Source organism: Kitasatospora phosalacinea, assembly GCF_030268885.1.
Classification (GTDB): Bacteria; Actinomycetota; Actinomycetes; order Streptomycetales; family Streptomycetaceae; genus Kitasatospora; species Kitasatospora phosalacinea_C.
This window is the reverse complement of record NZ_BSSA01000012.1, coordinates 191,150-213,912: the sequence shown is the minus strand read 5'-3', so window position 1 is coordinate 213,912 and position 22,763 is coordinate 191,150. Positions and strand designations below refer to the sequence as shown.

Annotated in this window: 23 protein-coding genes; 17 read left to right on the top strand and 6 right to left on the bottom strand. The window is 73.5% G+C overall.

What is annotated here, in order from left to right:
• The first annotated feature begins 48 nt into the window (after positions 1-48).
• The 3 genes from QSK52_RS19495 to QSK52_RS19485 are packed head-to-tail and all read left to right on the top strand — an operon-like array spanning position 49 to position 2,632.
• Entirely contained in the window at positions 49-690 is a 642-nt protein-coding gene (locus QSK52_RS19495) for a sigma-70 family RNA polymerase sigma factor (protein ID WP_285737367.1), read from the top strand.
• Positions 687-1,835 (top strand): MerR family transcriptional regulator, encoded by a 1,149-nt coding sequence (locus QSK52_RS19490; protein WP_285737366.1) that lies wholly within the window; start codon positions 687-689, stop codon positions 1,833-1,835. Before QSK52_RS19495 ends, QSK52_RS19490 begins: the two co-directional genes overlap by 4 nt.
• A 41-nt stretch (positions 1,836-1,876) precedes the next feature.
• Entirely contained in the window at positions 1,877-2,632 is a 756-nt protein-coding gene (locus tag QSK52_RS19485; protein WP_285737365.1) for a YqjF family protein, read from the top strand.
• Here QSK52_RS19485 and QSK52_RS19480 read toward each other — a convergent pair.
• A complete protein-coding gene (locus QSK52_RS19480; RefSeq protein WP_285737364.1) occupies positions 2,619-4,073 on the bottom strand; it encodes a pre-peptidase C-terminal domain-containing protein in 1,455 nt (484 codons plus the stop codon). The genes QSK52_RS19485 and QSK52_RS19480 overlap by 14 nt on opposite strands.
• Before the next feature lie 231 nt (positions 4,074-4,304).
• Between QSK52_RS19480 and QSK52_RS19475 the strand changes: the two genes are divergently transcribed.
• Positions 4,305-4,592, top strand: a complete 288-nt coding sequence (locus tag QSK52_RS19475) for a hypothetical protein (RefSeq protein ID WP_285737380.1) — start codon at positions 4,305-4,307, stop codon at positions 4,590-4,592.
• A 101-nt stretch (positions 4,593-4,693) separates the two neighbouring features.
• Here QSK52_RS19475 and QSK52_RS19470 read toward each other — a convergent pair whose 3' ends face one another.
• Entirely contained in the window at positions 4,694-5,665 is a 972-nt protein-coding gene (locus tag QSK52_RS19470; protein WP_285737363.1) for an ABC transporter substrate-binding protein, read from the bottom strand.
• 224 nt (positions 5,666-5,889) lie between these two features.
• Here QSK52_RS19470 and QSK52_RS19465 point away from each other — a divergent pair, with 224 nt between their 5' ends.
• The 9 genes from QSK52_RS19465 (at position 5,890) to QSK52_RS19425 (ending at position 15,353) form a co-directional block, all read left to right on the top strand.
• A complete protein-coding gene (locus QSK52_RS19465; RefSeq protein WP_435053291.1) occupies positions 5,890-7,344 on the top strand; it encodes an aspartate ammonia-lyase in 1,455 nt (484 codons plus the stop codon).
• 129 nt (positions 7,345-7,473) lie between these two features.
• A complete protein-coding gene (locus QSK52_RS19460; RefSeq protein ID WP_285737362.1) occupies positions 7,474-8,022 on the top strand; it encodes a DUF4383 domain-containing protein in 549 nt (182 codons plus the stop codon).
• Between the two features lie 104 nt (positions 8,023-8,126).
• Positions 8,127-8,795 (top strand): SDR family NAD(P)-dependent oxidoreductase, encoded by a 669-nt coding sequence (locus QSK52_RS19455; protein WP_285737361.1) that lies wholly within the window; start codon positions 8,127-8,129, stop codon positions 8,793-8,795.
• 224 nt (positions 8,796-9,019) lie between these two features.
• Positions 9,020-9,976 carry an ABC transporter substrate-binding protein gene (locus tag QSK52_RS19450; RefSeq protein WP_285737360.1) on the top strand — a complete coding sequence of 319 codons (957 nt, stop codon included), beginning with the start codon at positions 9,020-9,022 and terminating at the stop codon, positions 9,974-9,976.
• A 1-nt stretch (position 9,977) separates the two neighbouring features.
• On the top strand, positions 9,978-10,928 hold the full coding sequence (locus QSK52_RS19445; protein WP_285737359.1) for an amino acid ABC transporter permease: 951 nt from the start codon (positions 9,978-9,980) through the stop codon (positions 10,926-10,928).
• A 16-nt stretch (positions 10,929-10,944) separates the two neighbouring features.
• On the top strand, positions 10,945-11,697 hold the full coding sequence (locus QSK52_RS19440) for an amino acid ABC transporter ATP-binding protein (RefSeq protein WP_285737358.1): 753 nt from the start codon (positions 10,945-10,947) through the stop codon (positions 11,695-11,697).
• Positions 11,694-12,905 (top strand): M20 family metallopeptidase, encoded by a 1,212-nt coding sequence (locus QSK52_RS19435; RefSeq protein ID WP_285737357.1) that lies wholly within the window; start codon positions 11,694-11,696, stop codon positions 12,903-12,905. The genes QSK52_RS19440 and QSK52_RS19435 overlap by 4 nt, the downstream gene beginning before the upstream one ends.
• A 143-nt stretch (positions 12,906-13,048) precedes the next feature.
• On the top strand, positions 13,049-14,344 hold the full coding sequence (locus tag QSK52_RS19430; protein ID WP_285737356.1) for a cyanophycinase: 1,296 nt from the start codon (positions 13,049-13,051) through the stop codon (positions 14,342-14,344).
• Between the two features lie 124 nt (positions 14,345-14,468).
• Complete coding sequence (locus QSK52_RS19425; protein ID WP_285737355.1) at positions 14,469-15,353, top strand: MurR/RpiR family transcriptional regulator; 885 nt, start codon at positions 14,469-14,471, stop codon at positions 15,351-15,353.
• Positions 15,354-15,375: 22 nt separating this feature from the next.
• Here QSK52_RS19425 and QSK52_RS19420 read toward each other — a convergent pair whose 3' ends face one another.
• Positions 15,376-16,419, bottom strand: a complete 1,044-nt coding sequence (locus QSK52_RS19420) for a hypothetical protein (RefSeq protein WP_285737354.1) — start codon at positions 16,417-16,419, stop codon at positions 15,376-15,378.
• 268 nt (positions 16,420-16,687) lie between these two features.
• Here QSK52_RS19420 and QSK52_RS19415 point away from each other — a divergent pair, with 268 nt between their 5' ends.
• Positions 16,688-17,173 carry a DUF427 domain-containing protein gene (locus QSK52_RS19415; protein WP_285737353.1) on the top strand — a complete coding sequence of 162 codons (486 nt, stop codon included), beginning with the start codon at positions 16,688-16,690 and terminating at the stop codon, positions 17,171-17,173.
• Between the two features lie 234 nt (positions 17,174-17,407).
• Here the strand turns inward: QSK52_RS19415 and QSK52_RS19410 are convergent, their stop codons facing one another.
• Together QSK52_RS19410 and QSK52_RS19405 are read right to left on the bottom strand one after the other, a co-directional pair.
• Complete coding sequence (locus QSK52_RS19410) at positions 17,408-18,853, bottom strand: alpha-amylase (protein WP_435053290.1); 1,446 nt, start codon at positions 18,851-18,853, stop codon at positions 17,408-17,410.
• A gap of 160 nt (positions 18,854-19,013) precedes the next feature.
• Positions 19,014-19,766, bottom strand: a complete 753-nt coding sequence (locus tag QSK52_RS19405) for a GNAT family N-acetyltransferase (protein WP_285737352.1) — start codon at positions 19,764-19,766, stop codon at positions 19,014-19,016.
• Positions 19,767-19,974: 208 nt separating this feature from the next.
• Between QSK52_RS19405 and QSK52_RS19400 the strand changes: the two genes are divergently transcribed.
• Positions 19,975-20,466 carry an SMI1/KNR4 family protein gene (locus QSK52_RS19400; RefSeq protein ID WP_285737351.1) on the top strand — a complete coding sequence of 164 codons (492 nt, stop codon included), beginning with the start codon at positions 19,975-19,977 and terminating at the stop codon, positions 20,464-20,466.
• Positions 20,467-20,649: 183 nt separating this feature from the next.
• A complete protein-coding gene (locus tag QSK52_RS19395) occupies positions 20,650-21,570 on the top strand; it encodes an NADP-dependent oxidoreductase (RefSeq protein ID WP_285737350.1) in 921 nt (306 codons plus the stop codon).
• A gap of 183 nt (positions 21,571-21,753) precedes the next feature.
• Here QSK52_RS19395 and QSK52_RS19390 read toward each other — a convergent pair whose 3' ends face one another.
• Positions 21,754-22,320 (bottom strand): 3'-5' exonuclease, encoded by a 567-nt coding sequence (locus QSK52_RS19390; protein ID WP_285737349.1) that lies wholly within the window; start codon positions 22,318-22,320, stop codon positions 21,754-21,756.
• A gap of 169 nt (positions 22,321-22,489) precedes the next feature.
• Between QSK52_RS19390 and QSK52_RS19385 the strand changes: the two genes are divergently transcribed.
• On the top strand, positions 22,490-22,753 hold the full coding sequence (locus QSK52_RS19385; protein WP_285737348.1) for a hypothetical protein: 264 nt from the start codon (positions 22,490-22,492) through the stop codon (positions 22,751-22,753).
• The last annotated feature ends 10 nt before the right edge of the window (positions 22,754-22,763 follow it).

Here is a 22,763-nt window from a genome sequence, read left to right as displayed (position 1 = left end):
GCAACACTGCAAGTGGCAGGGCGCAGCGGTTCGCGGCACGTTCGGACCATGAGATCCACCTCCCTCCCCGCCCCCGCGCCGTCCCTTCCCGAGGACGTCCGCCCGCCGCGCGCCGAACGGCTGCGCGGCCTGGTGGACCGGACGGCCCGGGGCGACCGCGAGGCGTACACCGGCCTCTACGAGGAGCTCGCACCGAGCGTCTACGGCATCGCGCTGCGCGTGCTGAGGGACCCGGCGCAGGCCGAGGAGGTCGCCCAGGAGGCGCTGCTGGAGGTGTGGCGCTCGGCGCCGTCCTACCGGCCCGGTCGGGGCTCCGTCACCACCTGGGCGTGCACGATCGCCCACCGGCGCGCCGTGGACCGGGTCCGCTCGGTCCGGGCGTCCTGCGAGCGCGAGCAGCGCGTCCTCCGGGAGGAGACGGCGCGGCCGGAGCAGGTCGCCGAGGAGGTGGAGCGGACCATGGAGGCGGCCCGGATCCGGCGCGCCCTGTCCGCCCTGAGCGCGGGCCAGCGCGAGGCACTCGTCCTGGCCTACTACTGCGGTTACTCGCAGCGCCGGATCGCCGCCCTCCTCGACCTGCCGCTGGGTACGGTCAAGTCCCGGACGAGGGACGGCCTGCTGCGCCTGCGCAGCGCCCTGTGCGACGAGATGACCGTCACCCGCCCCGACCCGGAGGAGCACCCGCGATGAGGAACGGAAGCGACCAGGACGGGCCCGCGCGCCCCGGCCCCGCCCCCGAGCCCGCCCCCGGCGACGTCGGTGTCGACCCCGGTGTCGACCCCGGTGTCGACCCCGGCGTCGGCGTGCCCACCGGGGCGGTCGCCCGCCGACTGGGCGTGTCGCCCACCACGATCCGCTCCTGGGAGCGCCGCTACGGCATCGGCCCCTCCCACCGCGGCCCGGGCCGGCACCGCAGGTGGTACCCCGAGGACGTCTCCCTGCTGGACGAGATGTGCCGGCTGACCGCCCGCGGCATCCCGCCCGCGGAGGCGGCCCGGGCGGCGCGTTCCGCCGTGCCGGGCGCGCTCCCGGTGCCCGACGACGTCCCGCCCCCGGCGGAGGGCGCCGGGGGCACCGGGCCGCTCGCGCGCCGCCCGGGCGGCAGCCGCGCGATGCCGCTCGGCACCGTCCGCCCCGAGTGCCGGGGCCTCGCCCGCGCGGCCGTCCGGCTCGACGGGCCCGAGGTGGCCGAGATCCTGCGCGGCGCCGTGGACGGGCTCGGACCCGTCCGGGCCTGGACCGAGGTGATCATGCCCGCCCTGCGCGCCGCGGGCCGCAAGTGGGCCGCCGACGGCGAGCAGTACGTCGAGGTCGAGCACCTGCTCTCCTGGCACGTCTCCGCCGCGCTGCGCACCGCGGCGGTCGCCCCGGTGCGGTTCCGGGAGGCCCCGCCGGTGCTGCTCGCCGCCATGCCGGGCGAGCAGCACACGCTCCCGCTGGAGGCCGTGGCGGCCGGGATGGCGGTGCACGGCCTGCCCTACCGGATGCTGGGCGCCGCGGTGCCCCCGCGGGCGCTGCTCGACGCGGTCACCCGGCTCGGCCCCTCGGCGGTGCTGCTGTGGGCCCAGGGCCGCACCACCGCCGACCCGCACCTCGCGCGCGAGGTGGGCCGAGCCTCGTGGGGAGCCGCCGGTTCGCGGGTCGACGCCCTGGTCGTCACGGCCGGACCGGGGTGGAACCGCCACGGACACCCGGCCGGGCTCGCCTGTCCGCGCACGCTCGAAGCCGCCCTCGACCTGCTCCGCGAGGCGGTCGAGGACCGGGCCCCGTCCGGCGGCACCCGTCCCGGTCCGGGGCCCCGCAGCGCGGGCGGCGGGCCCGGTCGACGGCGATGACGGACGGAAGCCGCCGACCCGTCCGGACGGAAGGGGACCCCGTGCTGCCCGAACCGGTGACCGCCCGCGCCCCGCGGACGGTGCGGCCGACGCTGCTGTCCCAGGACTGGCGCGACGTGCTCTTCCTGCACTGGCCCGTCCACCCCGCCGCGGTCGCGCCGCTGCTGCCGGCCGGCACCTTCCCGGACGTCCGCAACGGCACCACCTGGGTGGGACTGGTCGCGTTCTCCATGCAGCGGCTGGGGCCCGGCCGCACGCCCCTTCCGTACGTCGGGACGTTCCCCGAGGTCAACGTCCGGCTCTACTCCGTCGACGGGCGCGGCCGCCGCGGCGTGGTGTTCCGCTCGCTCGACTGCCCCCGGCTGCCCGCCGTGCTGGTGGCGCACGCGGCGCTCGGGCTGCCCTACCGCTGGTCGCGGACCCGCTGGACGGTGGACGGCGACGCGCTGCACCTCGCCACCCGGGTGCGCCGGGCCGGGGGCGGCGGCGCCCGGTGCGTGCTGCGCGCCCGGGTCGGACCGCGCCTCGAACGCCCCGGCCCGCTCGCCGACTTCCTCACCGCCCGCTGGGGACTGCACACCCGCACCGCCGGGCGCACGCTCTACCTGCCGGTCGAGCACCCGCCGTGGCCGCTGCACCAGGCGCAGGTGGAGCACCTCGACGAGACCCTGCTGCGGGCGGCGGGCGTCGACGTGTCCGGGCCCCCGGCGAGCGTCCTGTTCTCGCCGGGGGTGTCCGTCCGGTTCGGACCGGGCGGCGCGGCGGCCTCCGGTCCGAACCGGGTCAGCTCTTGGTGACGCGGCAGGAGTAGGTCGCGCTGCCCGATCCGCTGTACGCCTCCAGGTCCGCGTAGTAGGTGCCGCTGCCGGTCGCCGTCCAGCTCAGCGACTCGCCGACCCCCTTGCCGTCGTTGACCGATCGGGTCAGGGTGCTGCCGCTCGCGTTCAGGAAGTACAGGTCCGCGTCGTAGGCGGAGGGGATCGTGCAGGTGACGGTGGCGGTCTGACCCGAGGTCAGGGACAGCCTGTAGTAGTCGCGGTCCGAGGTGGACCTCATGCTGCCGGTGACGGTCGCCGGGTAGGTGAGGCCGGTGATGTCGTTCGCGGTGCCGGTGCCGTCGTTGGGCTCGGTCTCGGTGTACGAGGAGCCGGTGCCGGTGCCGCCGCCCCCGCCGCTGCAGTCGGTGACCGAGGTGCCGCTGTAGAGGTTGGCGTCGGGGGTGCCGTTGGTCACGCTGCGGGTGTAGTAGCCGCAGGTGGGACGGTTCTTGAAGTCGAAGGTCTGGCCGGCGGTCAGGTGCCAGATCTTGAAGTTCGAGTAGGTGAGGGGGCGGCCGGGGACGGCCTGCTCGGGCTGGTGGTCGCCGAGCACGACGTAGGCGTCCGCGCCGGAGAGGGTGGCCAGCCCGTTCTTGTCCAGGAACAGCGAGCCGCCGCCCTGTTCGACGCCCACGCCCCAGGCCTTGCCGGAGGTGGTCAGGCCGTCCTTGACCGCGCGGGCGACGAAGGCCATGGTGCGGCCCATCCGGTCCCGGGTGACGAAGTGCGAGTCGTTGATCGTGTCCGCGTAGTTGGGCCAGGCGAACATGCCGGTGGTGAAGGTGACGCTGCTGTCGTACGGGTTGGCCAGGGCGGTGGCGGAGTCGGTGCTGGAGGTGCACGCGTCGTAGACGACGGAGCTGTTGATGTGGTGCCCGGCGCTGCCGCCGCCGGAGCCGCCGCCCTTGGCGACGACGGACTGCACGGATGCCTGCAGCGCAGTGCCCTTCCAGGAGGCGTAGACGCACTGGTTGCCACCGGCGAAGTACACGAACTCGGCGTTGCGCACGTCGGTGTTGACCTGGGAGCTGTTGCCGTCGGCCGCGGAGGTGACCACGTCGGTGGTGCAGGAGTTGACGCCGGACAGCCCCATGAACACGTCGCACTCGGGGGTCTGGCTGGTGCCGGTGGAGGCGGAGTCGGCGAGCACTGTCACGTCGATGCTGCCGCTCCCGCCGGTGATGGCGGCGATCGCCTTGGCCGCGGTGGCGGGCACCACGGCGCCGTCGCCGTTGAAGGTGAAGGCGGGGCCGCTCCAGGAGGTGCGGCTGACGTCGGAGGAACTGCCGAGGCGGATGCGGGTCACCGAGGCGTGTGCGGTCTGCGGGGACGCCACCGCCCCGGCCCCGGCGGCGGTCAGGGCGAGCGCGAGCAGCGCGGCGGATCTGGTGGAGCGGAGGCGGGACAGGGCTGGGCGCATGGGGGCACTCCTGGGTGTGGGGGAGGGTGGGCGCACCGCCGTGGGGAGGGGTGCGTAGCAGAAGTTACATCTGCTGTTGCTTTATCGATAGATGTAATGCCCGTTGCGGTGGCAAAGCTTTTTCCAAGGGTCTGCGGCCCAGGCCGTGCGCAATCGATGCGACTCCCGGCCGGGGGCGCCCGGGTGCACGGTGGTCGGCGGGGGCCTACGGAACGAGGAGTGATCGCCATGATGATCGTTCGCAAGCTGCACGAAGCCGGTGTCACCAGCGAGCACGCCTACGCGGCCGCGCTCGGCTCGGTGGGGCTCTCCCTGCTGAGCTGGGTGGTGTCCATGAAGGCCGAGCAGGCGGGCGTCGAACGGGCCGACCGGTGGGGCATCTTCGTCGGCGAGTGGGCACCGACCTTCTTCGGCCTCGGCCTGGCCCTCGCGCAGTACGAGAGCCGGGCCGGTGGCGAGGCGGGTGACCACCGCAGCGCGTGGTTCGACCGCCGGGCGGCCACCGCCGAGGCGGGCTGAGCGCCGCCGCCGGTCGGAGCGGCGGGCGGTGGAGGCGGAGAACCCGACCCGGGTCCGGTGCACGGTGCACCGGACCCGGGTCCTTCCCCGTGCGGGGGGCGTCAGTCGAGGGCGCCGTTGATCGTGGCCTGCGGAATGGCGATGCTGGGCACGTGGTAGGCGTCGAGGATCCTGCCGTAGGAGCCGTCGTCCATCAGGGACTGGAGCGCGGCCCGGATCGCCTCCTTCAGCCCGGGGACCGACTTGGAGACGCCGATCCCGATCGGCGAGGCGCTGGTCGGCCCGACGGCCGCCTTGCCGAGGACGGTGTCGAACGTGCTGCCCCCGTCCGCGGTGTCCGCCACGTAGGCGGCGGTCACCTCGTCGAGGAAGTCGGCGGACACCTTGCCCGAGCGCAGCGCGAGCTGCGCCTCGGAGTCCTTCGGGAAGGCGAGGACGGTGATCGGCGGCTTGCCCTCCTGCCGGCAGAGTTCCTGGCGCTGGTCGAGGATCTTCTGGTGGTTGGTGCCGGCCTGCACCGAGACGCTCTTGCCGCACGCGTCGGTGACCACCCTGATGCCGTCGGGGTTGCCCTCCTTGACCAGCCAGCCCGGCCCGGCGTTGACGTAGTCGACGAAGTCGACGGCCTCCTCGCGCGCCTTCTTGTCCGTCATGGCGGACATGACGGCGTCGAACTTGCCGGCCTGCACCGCCGGGAGGAGGCCGTCGAACTTCTGGCCGGTGAACTCGAACCGGACGCCCAGCCGCGCACCGATCGCCTGGCCCAGGTCGTGGTCGATGCCGGTGATCTCCTGGCTGCCCTCGGAGACGTACATCTCGAACGGCGGGTACGGGACGTCGGTGGCGACCCGGACCTTGCCCGCCTTCCTGACCGCCTCGGGCAGCTGCTCGGTGAGCTTCGGGTCCGAGGAGATCGTGACGCCCTTGACGACGGTGGTGGCCGGCGAGGCGGTCCCGCCGCTGCGGGCCGGGTCGGCGGCGGACGATCCGCAGGCGGTCAGGGCGAGGCCGCAGGCGGTCGCCAGGGCCGTGGAGGCGATCAGTCTGATCGTGGCGGTACGGGAGGAGGTCATGGGGGAGCCCTTCGATCGTGCGCCTCGGAGGAGTGTGTGCGCGGCGCGAACAGAAGTTACATCTGACTCATGTTTGGCGAACATGTATCGAGAGTTACGTTCGCGCAACGGTGTCGAGGGGCGAGGTGACCGCGCGTTCCGTGCGGCTGACTGCCGGGCGCAGGGCTATTGATTCGTTACGAAAGCTCTGCTAGTTACTGGTTTTGAAACGTACAGTACGAGCTGTGCGGCATCCGCGACAGATCCGGGACACCGTGAACCCCCACCCCACGCCCACCGAGCCCGGCAGCGGCCCCCGCCGCGTCGAGCACGACCTCCTCGGCGAGCGCGAGCTGCCCGCCGGGGCCTACATCGGCATCCACACCCTCCGGGCCACCGAGAACTTCCCCCTGACGGGGACGCCCGTCTCCGTCCATCCCGAACTCGTCACCGCCCTCGCCGCGGTGAAGCAGGCCGCGGCGCTCGCCCACCGGGAGCTGGGCGTCCTGGACGCCCGCCGCTGCGAGGCCGTCGTCGCCGCCTGCCGGGAGATCCGCGCCGGGCTCTGGCACGAGCACTTCGTGGTCGACGTCCTCCAAGGCGGCGCCGGCACCTCCACCAACATGAACGCCAACGAGGTCATCGCCAACCGGGCCCTGGAGATCCTGGGGAGCGCCCCCGGCGACTACGCCCTGCTCAGCCCCAACGACCACGTCAACCTCGGCCAGAGCACCAACGACGCCTACCCCACCGCGGTGAAGCTCGCGCTCCACGAGGCCGCCCACGCACTCGCGCCGGCCATGGAGCGCCTCTCCGCCGCGCTCGCCGAACGCGGCGCCGCCTTCGCGGACGTCGTCAAGCTCGGCCGGACCCAGCTGCAGGACGCCGTGCCCATGACGCTCGGTCAGGAGTTCGGGGCCTTCGCGCTCGGCGTCCGCGACGACACCGCCGTCCTACTCCGCTCCACCCGCGCCCTGTGCGAGATCACCATGGGCGGAACCGCCATCGGCACCGGCCTCAACGCCCATCCGGGCTTCGCGCGGGCCTGTGCCGACCACCTCGCCGAGATCACCGGGGTGCCCGTGCACCCGGCCCGCGACCTCGTCGAGGCCACCCAGAGCACCGGGGCGTTCATCGAGCTCTCCCACGCCCTCAAGCGCTTCGCGCTCCGCCTGGTCAAGCTCTGCAACGACCTGCGCCTGCTGTCCTCCGGCCCGTCGGCCGGGCTCGCCGAGATCGCACTGCCCGAGCTGCAGGCGGGCTCCAGCATCATGCCCGGCAAGGTCAACCCCGTCGTCCCCGAAGCCGTCACCCAGGTCTGCTTCGACGTCGTCGCCGCCGACACCGCGGTCTCGCTGGCCGCCCAGGCCGGCCAGCTGCAGCTCAACGCGTTCGAACCGCTGATCGCCCACCGCCTGCTGACCGCCCAACGGCACCTCGCCGCCGCCTGCACGCTGCTCGCCACCGCGTGCATCGAGGGGATCCGGGCCGACGCCGAGCGGGCGTACGGCCACGCCAGCGGGTCCGCCGCCCTCGCCACCGCGCTCAACCCGGTCATCGGCTACGAGCTGTCCACCGAACTCGCGCGGCGCGCGGTGGCGCAGCGGCGTCCGGTGCGCGAGGTCGCGGGGGAGGCGGGGGTGCTGCCGCCCGAGGTCCTCGACGAACTGCTCGACCCCCGCCGCTTGGTCGGCGGGTAGCCCGTCCGCCCCCCTCCGGCCGACCGGACACGCCGAACGGTGCGCAGACGATGCGACTTCCGCCGGGCGGAGCCTCCGGCGAGAGTGGATGGCGGGGAACCACCCCCGAGGCACGAATGGAGCGCTGTCATGGACTTCCGCGACGAGCTTCCCGTCGACCACCGACTCGCCAACGTCTACCGGATCGGCGCCGGACTGTGCGGCGTGGTGCTGCTGGTCTTCGGCTGCCTGGGCCTGGCGGACGGCCTGGCGTTCTTCAGCACCAGCGGCGAGCGGGTCGCCGGGCTGACGAGCAACGGCCTGCTCAGCCTGGTCTCCATCGCCACCGCGGCGGTGCTGATCGTTGGGGCGGCGATCGGCGGCAACACCGCCTCCACGATCAACATCGTGGTGGGCACCCTCTTCGTCCTGAGCGGGTTCGTCAACCTCGCCCTGCTGGACTCGGGGGCCAACGTCCTGGCCTTCCGGATCCCCAACGTCCTGTTCAGCTTCGTCATGGGCCTGGTCATCGCCACGTTCGGCATGTACGGCCGGGTCAGTTCCAAGCTGCCGCTCGACAACCCGTACTGGCGCCACCGCCACCCCGAGGGGGCCCGGTCCGAGGCGGCCCAACCCGTGGCGGCGCGGCTGCTCGGCGCCCCGGAGGCCCGTCCGGGCATCACCGGCCCGGCGCGGTAGCCGGACGCGCGGCCCCGACCGGACGCAAGACGGCTCCCGCGGCCCCCGACACCGTCGGGGTCCGCGGGAGCCGAAGGGTTCGACGGACGAGAGGGAGGCCCGGCATGGACGTGCACGGTGCACGGTTGCTCGTGGTGGGTGCGACGGGGGAGTTCGGCGCGCTGGTGGCCGCACTGGCGGCCGACCGCGGGGCGCGCGTGGTGCCCGCCGGGCGCGATGCCGGGCGGCTCGCGGCGGTGGCCCGGCGCACCGGCTCCCCGGCCGCGCTGGCCTTCGACGCGTACGACCTCGACCGCTGCTCCGCGCTCGCCGCACTGGCCGCCGGACACCTGGGCGGGCTCGACGCCGCCTTCGTCAGCATCGGTGCCGTGGCCTTCGGGCGGGCCGAGGAGACGTCGGCCGAGATCGAGGAGCACCTGATGGCGGTCAACGCGCTGGCCCCGATCGCCGTCCTGCGCGGGGCCCTGCGCACCGTCGGCAGGGGCGGTGCCGTCGGGGCCGTCACCGGGATCGTCGTCGAGCGCCCGACGGCCTCGGCGGGCGCCTACCGCGCGTCGAAGGCGGCGCTCGGCGGGTGGCTGGAGACCGCGCGCCTGGAACAGCGGGCCAGGGCGGTCGGCGTCCTGGAGGCCCGGCTCCCCCACCTGGCGAACGGCTTCGCGGCGCGTGCCCTCGCCGGGGCCCCGCCGCGGCTGCCCGCCGGGAGCGACCCCGGTCCGTGGGCCGGTGCCGTCCTGGACGCGCTGTTCGCGGGTACCGACCTGGTCCGCTGAGGCCGAAGCAGAACATACAGAACTGTGATGGTTCTCGGTAGTTGTAACGACCTTTCGTGCGGGGTCCTCTGACATCTGAGGGCCCATCAGTGCTTTTCTTGGGGCCTGTCGAGCGTTACGCATTCGTAGCCTTCATTACATATAGCCATCAAGATGGTTTACCTGTAACGTCCTGGCGTGCGGCGCGGCCCCTCAGCGCCGCTCAGGTCCTCGAAAGGTTGCCCGTGAACCCCTCCACCCCCCGCAGACCGGCCCGGCCGGCCGCGGTCGCCCTCCTCCTGTGCGGCTCCCTCGCCCTGACCGCCTGCGGGAGCAGCGGGACCAGCGGTCCCGCGGCCACCGGCCCGGTCACGGTCGCCGGTGTCAGCATCAGCGCCGACCCCGCCCTCCACGACGCGCTGCCCGAGGCGGTCAGGAAGGCGGGCAAGGTCCGCGTCGCCACCGACGTCCCCTACCCGCCGTTCGAGATGTACGTCTCCGAGGGCAGCAAGGAGATGACCGGCCTCGACCATGACCTCGGGCAGGCCGTCGGTGCCAAGCTCGGCGTCCGGTTCGAGTTCCAGGCGCAGAAGTTCGACGGCATCGTCCCCGCCCTCCAGGCGGGCAAGTACGACGCCGCGATCAGCGCGATCACCGACAACAAGGAGCGCGAGCAGGTCGTCGACTTCGTCGACTACTCGGTCTCCGGCAGCGGCGTCCTGGTCGCCAAGGGCAACCCGCAGAAGATCACCACCCTCGACGACCTGTGCGGCCACCCCGTCGCCGTGCAGAGCGCCACCAACCAGCAGAAGCTCCTGGACCAGCACCAGGACAAGTGCCGCGAACTCGGCCGGGGCGCCATCGACGTGCAGACCTTCCCCAAGGACTCCGACGCCCAACTCGCCCTGCGCTCCGGCAAGGTGGTCGCCGACGTGCTCACCAAGCCCGCCGCCGGCTGGACCGCCAAGACCGCCGACGGCGGCTCCGCGTTCGAGGTCGTCGACGACCCGGCCGCGCTCGGCGGCTACCACGCCTCCCCGAACGGCATCGCCGTCGCCAAGAACCTCCCGCAGTTGACCGACGCGGTGCAGAAGGCCGTACAGGCCCTCATCGACGACGGCACGCTCGCCAAGATCTACGACACGTACGGCGTCGCCTCGATCGCAGTGAAGCAGGCCACCAGGAACGGCGCGGTGGACTGACATGCCCGTCACCGAACGCCCCGCCGAGGCGGCCCCCGCCCGGCCGGACGACCTGGTGGCCGTCCCGGTCCGGCACTGGGGGCAGTGGACCGCCGCCGCCGTCGCCGTGCTCGGCCTGGTCGGCCTGGTCGGCTCGCTCGCCAAGAACCCCAACCTGAAGTGGGACGTCGTCGGCCACTACCTGTTCGCCGACCTGATCTTCGACGGCCTGTTCACCACCCTGTGGCTGACCGCCGCCGCGATGGCGGTCGGCCTGGTCCTGGGCACCCTGGTCGCCGTCATGCGGCTGTCGGCCAACCCCGTCCTGTACGGGCTCTCCACCGGCTTCGTCTGGCTGTTCCGCGGCACCCCGCTGCTGGTCCAGATCCTCTTCTGGGGCTACGCCGCCGCGCTCTACAAGCACCTGATGATCGGCATCCCGTTCACCACGGTCACCTTCGTCGAGTTCGACACCAACAGCCTGCTGCCCGCCTCCGTCGCGGCGCTGCTCGCGCTGGGCCTGAACGAGGCCGCCTACGCCTCGGAGATCGTCCGGGCGGGCATCCAGTCCGTCGACCCGGGCCAGACCGAGGCCGCCCACTCGCTGGGCATGAAGCCCGCCCTGACGATGCGCCGGATCGTGCTGCCGCAGGCGATGCGGGTGATCATCCCGCCGATGGGCAACGAGACCATCAACATGCTCAAGACCACCGCGTACGTCTCGGTGATCGCCGCGCACGACCTGATGTCCAACATCCAGGACGTCTACAACCAGAACTACCAGATCATCCCGCTGCTGGTGGTCGCCGCCCTCTGGTACCTGGCGCTGGTCACCGTGCTGTCCGTGCCGCAGGCCTGGCTGGAGCGCCGCTACGGACGCGGCACCGCCCGCGCCGGGCACGCCTCCCCGCTGCGGCGGATGCTCACCGGCCTCCCCGGCCTGCTCCCCACCACCCGCGAACGGAAGGGCTGAACCGATGGCCCGCCCCATGGTGCACGCTGAGGGCGTGCGCAAGCACTTCGGCAGGCTGGAGGTCCTCAAGGGCATCGACCTGACCGTCGAACGCGGACAGGTCTGCTGCCTGCTCGGCCCGTCCGGCTCCGGCAAGTCGACCTTCCTGCGCTGCATCAACCACCTGGAGAAGGTCGACGGCGGACGCCTCACCGTCGACGGCGACCTGGTCGGCTACCGGCAGTCGGGCAACCGGCTGCACGAGCTGCGCGAGGCCGAGGTCGCCGAGCGCCGCCGCGAGATCGGCATGGTCTTCCAGCGCTTCAACCTCTTCCCGCACCTGACCGCCCTGGAGAACGTCACCGAGGCGCCGGTCCGGGTCGCCGGGGTCAACCGCACCGACGCCCGGCAGGAGGCCCTGCGCCTGCTGGAGCGGGTCGGCCTCGCCGACCGCGCCGACCACTACCCCGCCCAGCTCTCCGGCGGCCAGCAGCAGCGGGTGGCGATCGCTCGCGCGCTGGCGATGCAGCCCAAGCTGATGCTCTTCGACGAGCCGACCTCCGCCCTCGACCCCGAACTCGTCGGCGACGTGCTGGACGTGATGCGCGACCTGGCCGCCGACGGCATGACGATGGTCGTGGTCACCCACGAGATCGGCTTCGCCCGCGAGGTCGGCGACACGGCCGTCTTCATGGACGAGGGTGTGGTCGTCGAAGCCGGGGACCCGCGCAGGGTCCTGGTCGACCCGGAGCAGGAGCGCACCAGGGCGTTCCTCTCCAAGGTCCTGTGAGCGCCCCCGCCGAACCGGCGAACCGCGCGGCCGCCGCCGAACTGGCCGCCGCCGCCGAGCAGGCCCTGCCCCGCTACCTCGCCGACCTGGCCGAACTCGTCGCCATCGACTCCGGCTCCTACGACGCCGACGGCGTGAACCGGGTCGCCGACTGGTTCGAGCACCGGCTGCGCTCGATCGGGTTCCGCACCGAGCGCACCACCCCCGGGCGGGTGGACGGGCACCGCTTCGGGGACGTGCTCGTCGCCAGGCTCACCGGGTCCGTGCCGGTGGAGGAGGGCGGAGCGCGGATCGTCCTCGTCGGCCACCTGGACACCGTCTTCGAGGAGGGCACCGCCGCGGCCCGCCCGTTCCGCGTCCTGGACGGCCGGGCCCACGGACCCGGCGTCAGCGACGACAAGGGCGGACTGCTGGCCGGGGTCACCGCGGCCGAACTCCTGGTCCGCCACGGCCGGACCGCCTTCGCCGAGCTCGTCGTCCTCGCCACCCCCGACGAGGAGGTCGGCTCGCCGGCCAGCCGACCGGTCACCGAGCGCACCGCCCGCGGGGCGCACTACGCGCTCGGCCTGGAGTGCGCCCGGGAGAACGGCGACCTGGTCATCGCGCGCAAGGGCGTCGCCGACCTGCTGGTCACCGTCACCGGACGGGCCGCCCACGCCGGGATCGAGCCCGAGCGCGGCGCCAACGCCGCCCTCGCCGCCGCCCACCTGGTGGTCGCCCTGCAGGCCCTCAACGGCACCCGGCCCGGCGTCACCCTGAACGTCGGCGTCGTCCGCGCGGGCACCCGCACCAACATCGTGTGCCCGCGGGCCGAGCTGTACGTCGAGGTCCGCGCCACCACCACCGTCGGCCTGGACGCCGCGATCGCCGAGATCCGCGCGGTCGCCGCCCGGACCGTCGTCGAGGGCACCACGGCCCGCGTCGACCAGCTGGACCTGTGCCCGCCCATGGAGCACACCCCGCAGGCCGCGGCCGTGCTCGCCACGGCCCTGCGCACCGGCGCCGACCTCGGCCTGCGGATCCGCGGCGCCGCCACCGGCGGGGTGGGCGACGCGAACCTCACCTCGGGCCTGGGCATCCCCACCCTCGACGGCCTCGGCCCGGTCGGCGGGGCCGACCACACCCCCGAGGAGTGGCTCGACACCGCCGGTGCACCGGACCGGATCGCCCTGCTGGCGATGCTCGTCGAGCGCCTCGGACGGCGCTGACACCCCGTCGGGCACCCCTGACCGGCCCGCGCGGCCCGGCTCACCCCGCCCGCGCGGGCCGCACCACCGCCGGGTGCGCGCCCCCCCCGGACGCGCACCCGGCGCCGCACGGTTCCAGAATCCAACGACCACGGAGTTCCCGGATGAACCGACACCTCCGCACCCGCTGCGGGCGCACCGCCCTCGCCCTCGCGGCCGCCCTGACCCTCCTCGCCTCCACCGCCCAGACCGCCGCCGCCCGCCCGGCCCCGGCGGGGGGCACCCTGATCCTCGTCGGCGGCGGCCTGAAGGACGACAACAGCGAGATCTACGGCGAGATCGTCCAGAAGGCCGGCGGCGCCGGGAAGGCGCGCATCGGCGTGCTGACCGCCGCCTCCGTCCCCGAGAGCCAGGACCCCGACGCCGCCGACCCCGACGCCTGCTCCAACTCCCGCTGCAACGGCCTCTACTACGCGGCCCTCCTCGAGCACCACGGCGCGGCCGACGCCGAGTGGATCCCGATCGACATCGAGCACGTCGACGCCGCCGACTCGGACGCCGTGGTCGCCCAGGTCGAGTCCATGAGCGGCTTCTTCTTCGGCGGCGGCGACCAGTACCGCTACGTCACCAGCCTGCTGCACGGCGACGCCCGCACCGACTCCAAGGTCATGGCGGCCATCCGCCGCAAGCTCGCCGCCGGGGCCGTCGTCGCGGGCTCCAGCGCCGGGGCGCAGATCGCCTCCGGACCCGACATGGTCACCGGCGGCGACAGCTACCAGGCCCTGCGCGACGGCAGCGCCCCCGGCTACTTCGAGGACCCGACCCGGCTCGGCTACCTCCCGCAGGGCGGCTTCGGCCTCTTCGACGCGGGGCTGCTCGACACCCACACCGGCACCTACGGCCGCGAGGGCCGCGCGATCCGGCTGGCCGCCGACACCGGCCACGACCGGGTGTTCGCCCTCGACGAGAACACCGCGATCGAGGTCGAGCACGCCGGTACCCGTGGCGAGAGCATCCGGGTCCTCGGCACCCACGGCGTCTCGGTGTTCGACCTGCGCGCCGCCCGGACCGGCACCACCGGCGGGCACTGGACGATCGACGGGGTCCGCTACAGCTACCTCACCGACGGCGACCGCTACGACCCGCGCACCTGGCACGCGCAGGCCGGGGCGGGCAAGCGCCCCCTCACCGCCACCTCCGACACCCCCGTGCCGCCCAACCACGACGCGTTCTACTCCGCCGCCGACCCGGACGGCCACCCCTACTCCTTCTCCGGCACGGCCCGCGCCCTGACCGCGACCACCGCCCAGCGCACCGCGACCGCCGACACCTTCGAGTCCGCCCCCGCGTTCACCGCCCTCCTCCACAAGCGCGGCGGCACCCGGGCGTGGACCGCCGACGGCACCACCACGGCCTCCTTCACCGACCTGGAGGTCGGCGTCCACCCGGCCGCCGACTGATCCCGGCCCCGCTCCGGGGCACCGAACCGTTCCGTGATCTCCGCAGCCCGGCACTTCGCTAGGCTGCGGAGGCACGTTCCGCGCCGCACCACCACCGCCCGCAGCCCGGGAAGGGGAACCGCCCATGGCCACCGTCACGCTCGCCGAGGACATCCGCCAACGACTCGGCGACTGCAGCCCCGCCGAGCGCAAGGTCGGCCGGATCCTGCTCGCCGGGTGGCCGGCCGCGGGGTTCGAGACCATCGCCACCCTCGCCGAGCGCGCCGACGTCAGCGCCCCCACCGTCATCCGGTTCGTCAACCGCCTCGGCTACCGGGGCTTCCCGGACTTCCAGGCGGCCCTGCGCGCCGAACTCGACGAACGCCACGCCTCGCCCGTGACGCTCTACAGCAGCGGCAACTACGGCAGCGCCGCCGCCGACCCCGCAGCCGTCGGGGCCAAGGCCGAGAACCTGCTCGCCCACGGCCGCGAGGTGTTCACCGCGGCGCTCGACCGCACCCTCGCCGAGGTCACCCCGCACGACCTCGACCGGGCCGTCCAGCTCCTCGCCGACCCCAAGCGGCGCATCACCCTCGTCGGCGGCCGCTTCACGAACCTCTTCGCCCAGTACCTCGGGCTCCACCTGATGCAGGTGCGCGACGACGTCCGCTTCCTGCCCGACCGGCCCGTGGAGCGCACCGCGCTGCTCTCCTCGCTCACCCGCCGCGACGTCCTGGTCGTCTTCGACTACCGCCGCTACGAGGAGGACAAGGTCACCGTCGCCGAACTCGTCCGCGAGGCCGGAGGACGCGTCGTCCTGTTCACCGACACCTGGCTCTCGCCCGTGAGCACCCACGCCGAAGTCGTCTTCTCCAGCCAGGTCGGCGCCCCTTCGCCGTACGACAGCCTGGTGCCGACGCTGGCCGTGGTCGAGAGCCTCGTCGCCGGACTGATCGCGGAACTCGGCGACCGGGCCCACCAGCACATGCGCCACAACGAGGAGACCGCCACCCGGGCGGGCCTCACCTGAGGCCCGCCCCGGTGACGGGGCGTCAGCAGACGGGCGTCCCGGAGTACAGGTTGGTGTCGGGGGTGCCGTTGACCACGCTGCGGGTGTAGTAGCCGCAGGTGGGGCGGTTCTTGAAGTCGAAGGTCTGTCCGGCGGTCAGGTGCCAGATCTTGAAGTTCGAGTAGGTGAGGGGGCGCCCGGGGACGGCCTGCTCGGGCTGGTGGTCGCCCAGGACGACGTACGCGTCCTGCCCGGACAGCGTGGCGAGGCCGTTGCGGTCCAGGAACAGCGAGCCGCCCTCCTCGACCCCGACGCCCCAGGCCTTGCCGGAGGTGGTCAGGCCGTCCTTGACCGCGCGGGCGACGAAGGCCATGGTGCGGCCCATCCGGTCCCGGGTGACGAAGTGCGAGTCGTTGACGGTGTCGCCGTAGTTCGGCCAGCTGAACAGGCCGGTGGTGAAGGTGACGCTCCGGTCGTAGGGGTCGGCCAGGGCGGTGGCGGAGTCGGTGCTCGCGGTGCACGCGTCGTAGACGACGGAGCTGTTGACGTGGTGCCCCGCGCTGCCGCCGCCGACGCCGCCGCCCTTCGCGACCACCGACTGCACCGACGCCTGGAGCGCGGTGCCCTTCCAGCGGACGTAGTTGCACTGGTTCCCGCCGGCGAAGTAGACGAACTCCGCATTGCGCACGTCGGCGTTGACCTGGCTGTTCGACGCGTCCTGGGTCGAGGTCAGGACGTCGGTGGTGCAGGAGTTGACGCCGGGCAGGCCGATGATCACGTCGCACTCCGGCGTGGGGCTGCCGGAGGCGGCGGACGCCGCGAGCACCGTGACGTCGATGCTGCCGCTGCCGCCCCGGATCGCGTTCACGGCCTTGGCCATGGTGTCCGGCATGACGGCGCCCGACCCGTTCATGGTGTACGCGGGGCCGCTCCAGGCGGTCCGGGCCACGTCGCTCGCACTGCCCTGGCGGTAGCGGGTGACCTTGGCCTCGGCGACCGCGGGCAGCGACAGGACCGCGGCGGCCGCCAGGGCGGCGGCGACCACCGAGCGACCGGCGCGGCGTCGGGTGGTGGTTCGGATGGGCACGGGGCCTCCAACTCGGCTGTGGGGGAATGCCTGAGGGACCCTGCAGGGGTGGAACAGAAGATACAGAAAACTCGATACATCCAACAGATGTACTGTCTGCTTCAGTCGCTGCCCGGTCGCGGCCGGGCTCCGGCGGGTGCGCGGCGGTGCGCGAACGGTGCACGAACGGTGCGAGTGGACCGCTCCGGAGCCGCGACGGAGCCTGTTTCCCCAGGGGGAGGACCGGCGTCCGCAGGGCGCACCGCACGGGAAGCAGGTGAGGCAAGGCATGGCGCAGAGAGACGTACGGACCGCCGAATCGGTCTGGGACTACCCTCGGCCGCCCGTCGTCGTGCCGGACGACCGGCTCGTCGAGGTGTCCTTCGCCGGGAGGGTCATCGCCTCCAGTCGACGGGCCCTGCGCGTCCTGGAGACCAGCCACCCGCCGGTGTTCTACCTCCCGCCGGCCGACGTGGCGACCGAGCTGCTCCGGCCCGTCGACGGTTCGACCTTCTGCGAGTGGAAGGGGCGCGCGCAGTACTGGGACGTCGAGGTCGACGGCCGGTTCTCGGTCCGGGCGGCGTGGAGCTACCCGCACCCGGCGCCCGGGTACCGGGAACTCCGCGGCCACCTGGCGTTCTACCCGAGCCGGATGGAGCGCTGCACGGTGGCCGGCGAGGTCGTGCGACCGCAGGAGGGCGGGTTCTACGGGGGCTGGATCACGGAGGAGATCACCGGCCCGTTCAAGGGCCTGCCCCCGACGGCTGGTTGGTGAACGGCCCGTGGGACGTCGGTGCCGGGCGACGGGCCCGGACGAGCCGCCGATGGGGGAGCCGTACCCCGAGCGGTGACCTCGCGCGGGAGCCGACCCCGTACGCCCGGGTCGGCCTGCGGTTGACCCGGCCCTGAGCCGGGTCCGGACCGGTCCTGAGCCGGTCCTGAGCCGGTCCTGAGCCGGGCCGCGCGCCCGGGAGCCGGACCGTCCGGCTCCCGGGCACGCCGTGCGCGGTCAGCCGCCCGCGCCCGCGTACAGCGCGACGGCGTCGCCCGCGCCGACCGTGGCGGTGAAGGTGCCGTCGGCGGCGACGGTGTACTTGGGGCCGCTGCACCCGCCGCCCGCGCTCGGGTCGCCGTGCTGGACGTCGCAGTAGCTCCCGGCGGGCAGCGAGGTCTGGAAGGTCCGGGTGAGGGCGGTGGTCTCGTGGTTGATCGCCACGTACCCCTTGCTGCCGCGGCCGAAGGCGATCGCGTTGTTGCCGTTGGACCACCAGTTGGTGACCGCGGTGCCGTTGACGGCGTTGCGGAAACCGACCATGTTGGCGATCTGCCGCCAGGCGTGCTGGCACTTCCAGCCGTCCTGGTAGCAGGCGTTGACGGTGCCTCCGTTGGGCGGCCCGGCGTCGATGTCGCTGAACTCGTAGCCCGAGTAGACGTTCGGCGAGCCGTACGGCCAGGCCAGCAGGTACACGTTGGCCAGGGTGTAGGTGTTGCCGTACTTGTAGTTCAGGGTGGAGCCGTTGCGCTCGGTGTCCCAGTTGTCGGTGAAGGTGCGGGAGTTGCCGCTCGGCAGGTAGCCCGCGCCCCAGGAGTCGTTCCAGTTGCTCAGGTAGGCCAGCTTCTCGCTGCTGAAGATCCGCTTGAGGTCGTAGGCGCCCATGAAGGCGTCGACGTCGCCGGTGCCGGTGTACTCACCGGGCTGCACCGCCTCGCCCGCGCCGTAGATGACCTCCTGCGCCCAGTAGATGCCGGGATTGGTCAGCTTGGCCTTGATGGCGGCGAGGTCGGTGGCGGCGATGTGCTTGGCGGCGTCGATCCGGAAGCCGTCGACGCCCTTGGCGATCAGGCTGTTGAGGTAGGCGGCGATGGTGGAGCGGACGTAGTCGCTGCCGGTGTCCAGGTCGGCCAGGCCGGAGAGCTCGCAGTTCTGCACGTTGGAGCGGTCCGCGTAGTTGGAGATGTTCGTCCGGCAGGAGTGGAAGTCCTGGTTCTGGTAGGAGCCGGGGTAGTTGTACTTGCTGTAGACCGTCCCGCCGGTGCCCGTGCCGGAGCCCGCGCTCATGTGGTTGACCACGGCGTCCGCGACCACCTTCACGCCCGCGGCGTGGCAGGTGCTGACCATGGCGGCGAAGGCGGTCGCGCTGCCCAGCCGTCCGGCGATCCTGTAGCTGACCGGCTGGTAGGACGTCCACCACTGGCTGCCCTGGACGTGCTCCTGCGGGGGCGACACCTCGACGTAGCCGTAGCCCTTCGGGCCCAGCACGTTGGTGCACTCCTTCGCCACGGAGGCGTAGGACCACTCGAACAGGGTGGCCGTCACGGTCCTGCTGCCCGGGGTCGCGGCAACGGCCTCGGTGGGGGCGGTGGCCAGGCCGGTGGCCGCGGTGACGACGGCCAGGGCGGTGGCGGTCAGCGCCGCCCGGCGCCGGTGGCGGGGTGCGGGGGAGGGGTGGTCCACGGTGTTCCTCCGGGTGGGGTGGGAGGCGGGGAGTGCCGGAACGTCTCGGCTTGCGCGGGTTTTCTGCAATCCGACTGCAACTTGCCGGAAACGTTTTCGGCAGCGCAGAACGTACGGCCCACCGACGAGGCCGTCAAGGGTTCCCGTCGCCTCCGGCCGCTCAGAGGCGGTGCCGCACCCAGACGTTCGGCTCGACGTACACGGCGCAGTCACGTTCCAGGTGGCAGTGGACGGGTGCGAGCGCGCCGGGCACGACGACGTCGCCGGGCCGGTCGAAGGGCAGGCCGGTCCAGTCACGCCACTCGGCGAGGGACCCGGCGATGGTCATCGAGACCGGTGCCACCTTCTCGATCACCGCTCCCGCACGAACGTGGACCCGCAGCCAGGGGTCGTGCGGGAGCCCGTCCTCCTCCCGCGTCCGGAAGGCGTACTCGCCCATCGGCGTCCCCGGCTCGTGGTGCTTGGCGCTGGGCCGGACGGGAGCGACGACTTCGGCGAATCCGCGGCCGCGGGCGTTCTCGCGCAGGGCCGTGAGCAAGCGCCCGGACAGGCCGCGGCCCTGGAGATCGGGGCGGACGGCGATCTCGATCGCGCTGACCGTGTCCGGCGCCTCGCCGCGACGGTGGTCGGCGAAAGCCCGGAGCAGCACCTCGTCCCAACCGCGGGAGGGCAGCTCACCGCTGCGCCCGGGGCCGGTCAGTCGGAACGGGACGCCGAGCGCGCGGCCGACCAGCGCGCCGTCGCCGTCCGTGGCGACCAGGACGTGGTCGCGGAACACCTCGGGGAGCCGGCTGATGCAGGCGCTGCCGACGGGGTCCTGCAGCATGAAGGTGGGCCAGCTGTCCGGCATCTCCCACAGGGCGTCGGCCAGTTCGGGTCGCTCGGCGAGGGTGCTGACGTTCACGCGTTCCATGCGGGAAGGGTAGGACAGGAGCCGTTCGACTGCTGATCATTTTCGAGCGGGCCGACGGCGGCCGTGTCCGACCGGCCGGATCCCGTATCACGACGCTCGGGCGCGGGGCGGCAGCTCGTATGCTGCCGGTGCGGGTGCTCCGGTCGGGACGTCCGCAACCCGGTGGGAGGGCGCAGTGGTGGCACCGTTCCCGGAGGTTCGGTCGCTGTTGGGCGAGCCCCGGTTCAACTGGTCGGATCCGGCTCCGTGGGCGGAGGCGGAGCGGGAGTTCGGGTTCGAGTTCCCGGCGGACTTCCGTGAGGTCGTCGACGCCTACGGGTCGGTCCTGGTCAACGACCAGCTGTACCTGGAGCATCCGGCCGGCCACCTCCGGCGCAACCTGCGGGAATCCGTCCGCGACAACCTCCGGTTCTGGCAGGAGGAGGACTCGGCGGAGTTCCTGCCCGGCCCCGTAGGGGCGGGGCCCGGCGAGTTGATGCCGGTCGCGACGGCCCGGACCGGCGAGACCGTCTTCCTCCGCGTCCCGGTCGGCCCCTCGTCGCCCTGGCGCGTCCTGGTCCAGGAGTTCGACTCCTTCTCCTGGGTCCTCTACGAGATGACGTTCGGCGAATGGCTGCTGGCCTACCTCCGGGGCGAGGACGTGATGGCGGGCTCCCGCAACTTCGCGCCCGACGGCGCTTTCCACGAACCCCTGTCCTGAAGCGGGTGCGGCGCGCGGACGGGTGCGGGTTCCGGTTCCGTCCCGGCCCCGTTTTCCGGCGCGCTGCGACGGCCTGTCGGGAACGCCGGACACCCCCCGCCTGGATAGCGTGGGCGGTGGCGCCCGTACCTCGGCTGACGGCGCGCCGGACGGTGACAACGGCACACCCCTGGAGGTCGGTTCATGCGCGCGGTGACCTACGACTCGTACGCCCCGGACAACTCGCGGTTGAGCTACGGCGAGGTGGCGGAGCCCAAAGTGGGGCCGGGGCAGGTGCTGATCGAGGTCCGGGCGGCGGCCGTCAACCCGGTCGACTGGAAGGTGATGGCGGGCGGCCTGGACGGCATGATGGACGCGGTCTTCCCCGTCGTCCCCGGCTGGGACGTGGCCGGGGTGGTCGTCCGGACCGGTCCCGACACGCCCGAGTTCGCCCCGGGGGACGAGGTGATGGCCTACGCCCGCAAGGACGTGGTGCAGGGCGGCACCTTCGCCGAGTACGTCGCGGTCGCGGCGCCGGCGGTGGCGCGCAAGCCCGCCGCGCTCGACTGGGCGCAGGCGGCCGGGTTGCCGCTGGCCGGGCTGACCGCGCTGCGGAGCCTGAAGCGGCTGGAGGTCGGGCCCGGCGACGTGCTGCTGGTGCACGGTGCGGCCGGTGGCGTGGGCAGCCTGGCGGTGCAGCTCGGGCGGGACCGCGGGGCCCGGGTCATCGGCACCGCCTCCGAGCGCAACCACGCGTTCGTGAAGGGGCTGGGCGGCGAACCGGTGAGCTACGGCGAGGGCCTGGTCGAGCGGGTGCGGGCGCTGGCGCCCGACGGGGTGTCGGCGGTGGCGGACTTCGTCGGCGGCCAGCTGGAGACGACACTGGCCGTGCTCGCCGACGGCGGCCGACACGTCTCGGTCGCCGACCCGGGAGTGGAGCAGCACGGCGGGCACTGGATCTGGGTCCGCCCGGACGGCGCCGAGCTGGCCGAGCTGGCGGCGGCGGTCGACCGGGAGGCCCTCACCGTGGAGGTCGCCGAGACCTTCCCCCTGGAGCGCGCGGGTGACGCCTTCGACGCCAGCCGCACCGGCCACACCCGGGGGAAGCTGGTCATCGTGCCGTGACGGACGGCGCGGGCCCGCAGGAGCGCGGCGCGGTGCCGCACGGCCGCTCCGTCGGGCAGCCGGCGCACCGGGACGCTCTCCGGCGTCGTCGTCACAGCGGCGCGCTTCACGTCGCAGAGGCTGGCAGGACGCGACGGGGGCCGCCCGGCCGGCCGCCCCGGGGCCGCTGCCTTCCGGAGACGCTCAACGCGCCTGGGGCGGCGGCCAGTCGCCCGCCCCGGCCAGGGACAGGACGAGGGCGGCGATGTTCCAGGCGTCGTCCGCGCCGCTGTGGTGGCGGCCCTCCAGGGGGAGGCCGGCGAGTTCGAGGGCGCGGGCCATGCCGGGGCGCTTGCGCAGGGCGTGGGCCTCGGTGAAGGCGGCCTTGGCGTTGGTGTGGTGGCGGCCGAACGGGTAGGCGGTGCCGGTGGCCCGGCACTGGCGGGTGAACTGCAGGCGGTCGTAGTCGCCCCAGCTCGCCCACGGGCGGCGCCCCGCCCGGTGCTCGGCGGCCAGCAGGCGGCACGCCTCGGCGAAGGACAGGCCGGTGGCCACCTCGGACGCGGTCAGCCCGGTCAGCTCGGTGCAGAAGGCGCTGACCGTCGAACGCCGCGGGCGGACCAGGATCCGGTGCCGACCGACCCGCTGCAGGGAGGACAGGTCGACCACCGTCAGCCCGATCTCGATGATCTCGCTGACCTGGCCGGGCGGCGGCTGCCCGTCCCAGCAGGTGGCCTCGACGTCCACCACGTTCAACAGGGCCGGTTCCATGCCGGGATGATGCGCAACGCCCGCCGCCCCGGTCAACCGGATATCCCCGCGCCGGGCCGGGCGCGCACCCTAGCAGGCCGGTCCCCGGCGGGTGGAGGGGCGGGGCGGGGTTCACCCGGGCGTGGGGACGGGGGTGAAGGCGGCGTCCGGCGGCGGGGGAGGGTGGGGCATGGAGACGGGACACGGGCCGCAGGCTTTCGCCGACTCGGTGGTGCTGGCGGCGATCGCGCTGGTGCGCGCCGGTGGCGGCGCGGCGGAGACGGCGCTGCTGGACGAGTTCGTGGAGCGCCACGGCATCGGTGCCTGCCGCCCGCTGGTGGCCGCGCTGGCGGAACTGGTCGCGCGGCAGGCCGCCGGGCGGGAGGTGCTGGCGGAGCGCCTGGAGGAGTGGGAGTTCGCGGTGCTGACCGGGACGTACTGGCAGCAGCCGTAGGGGCGACGGC

Excerpts from the sequence above, each read along its gene's own strand:
- QSK52_RS19495 (WP_285737367.1), top strand. The coding sequence starts at position 49 with ATGAGATCCACCTCCCTCCCCGCCCCCGCGCCGTCCCTTCCCGAGGAC.
- QSK52_RS19490 (WP_285737366.1), top strand. The coding sequence starts at position 687 with ATGAGGAACGGAAGCGACCAGGACGGGCCCGCGCGCCCCGGCCCCGCC.
- QSK52_RS19480 (WP_285737364.1), bottom strand. The coding sequence starts at position 4,073 with ATGCGCCCAGCCCTGTCCCGCCTCCGCTCCACCAGATCCGCCGCGCTG.
- QSK52_RS19475 (WP_285737380.1), top strand. The coding sequence starts at position 4,305 with ATGATCGTTCGCAAGCTGCACGAAGCCGGTGTCACCAGCGAGCACGCC.
- QSK52_RS19470 (WP_285737363.1), bottom strand. The coding sequence starts at position 5,665 with ATGACCTCCTCCCGTACCGCCACGATCAGACTGATCGCCTCCACGGCC.
- QSK52_RS19460 (WP_285737362.1), top strand. The coding sequence starts at position 7,474 with ATGGACTTCCGCGACGAGCTTCCCGTCGACCACCGACTCGCCAACGTC.
- QSK52_RS19455 (WP_285737361.1), top strand. The coding sequence starts at position 8,127 with ATGGACGTGCACGGTGCACGGTTGCTCGTGGTGGGTGCGACGGGGGAG.
- QSK52_RS19445 (WP_285737359.1), top strand. The coding sequence starts at position 9,978 with ATGCCCGTCACCGAACGCCCCGCCGAGGCGGCCCCCGCCCGGCCGGAC.
- QSK52_RS19440 (WP_285737358.1), top strand. The coding sequence starts at position 10,945 with ATGGTGCACGCTGAGGGCGTGCGCAAGCACTTCGGCAGGCTGGAGGTC.
- QSK52_RS19430 (WP_285737356.1), top strand. The coding sequence starts at position 13,049 with ATGAACCGACACCTCCGCACCCGCTGCGGGCGCACCGCCCTCGCCCTC.
- QSK52_RS19425 (WP_285737355.1), top strand. The coding sequence starts at position 14,469 with ATGGCCACCGTCACGCTCGCCGAGGACATCCGCCAACGACTCGGCGAC.
- QSK52_RS19415 (WP_285737353.1), top strand. The coding sequence starts at position 16,688 with ATGGCGCAGAGAGACGTACGGACCGCCGAATCGGTCTGGGACTACCCT.
- QSK52_RS19405 (WP_285737352.1), bottom strand. The coding sequence starts at position 19,766 with ATGGAACGCGTGAACGTCAGCACCCTCGCCGAGCGACCCGAACTGGCC.
- QSK52_RS19395 (WP_285737350.1), top strand. The coding sequence starts at position 20,650 with ATGCGCGCGGTGACCTACGACTCGTACGCCCCGGACAACTCGCGGTTG.
- QSK52_RS19390 (WP_285737349.1), bottom strand. The coding sequence starts at position 22,320 with ATGGAACCGGCCCTGTTGAACGTGGTGGACGTCGAGGCCACCTGCTGG.
- QSK52_RS19385 (WP_285737348.1), top strand. The coding sequence starts at position 22,490 with ATGGAGACGGGACACGGGCCGCAGGCTTTCGCCGACTCGGTGGTGCTG.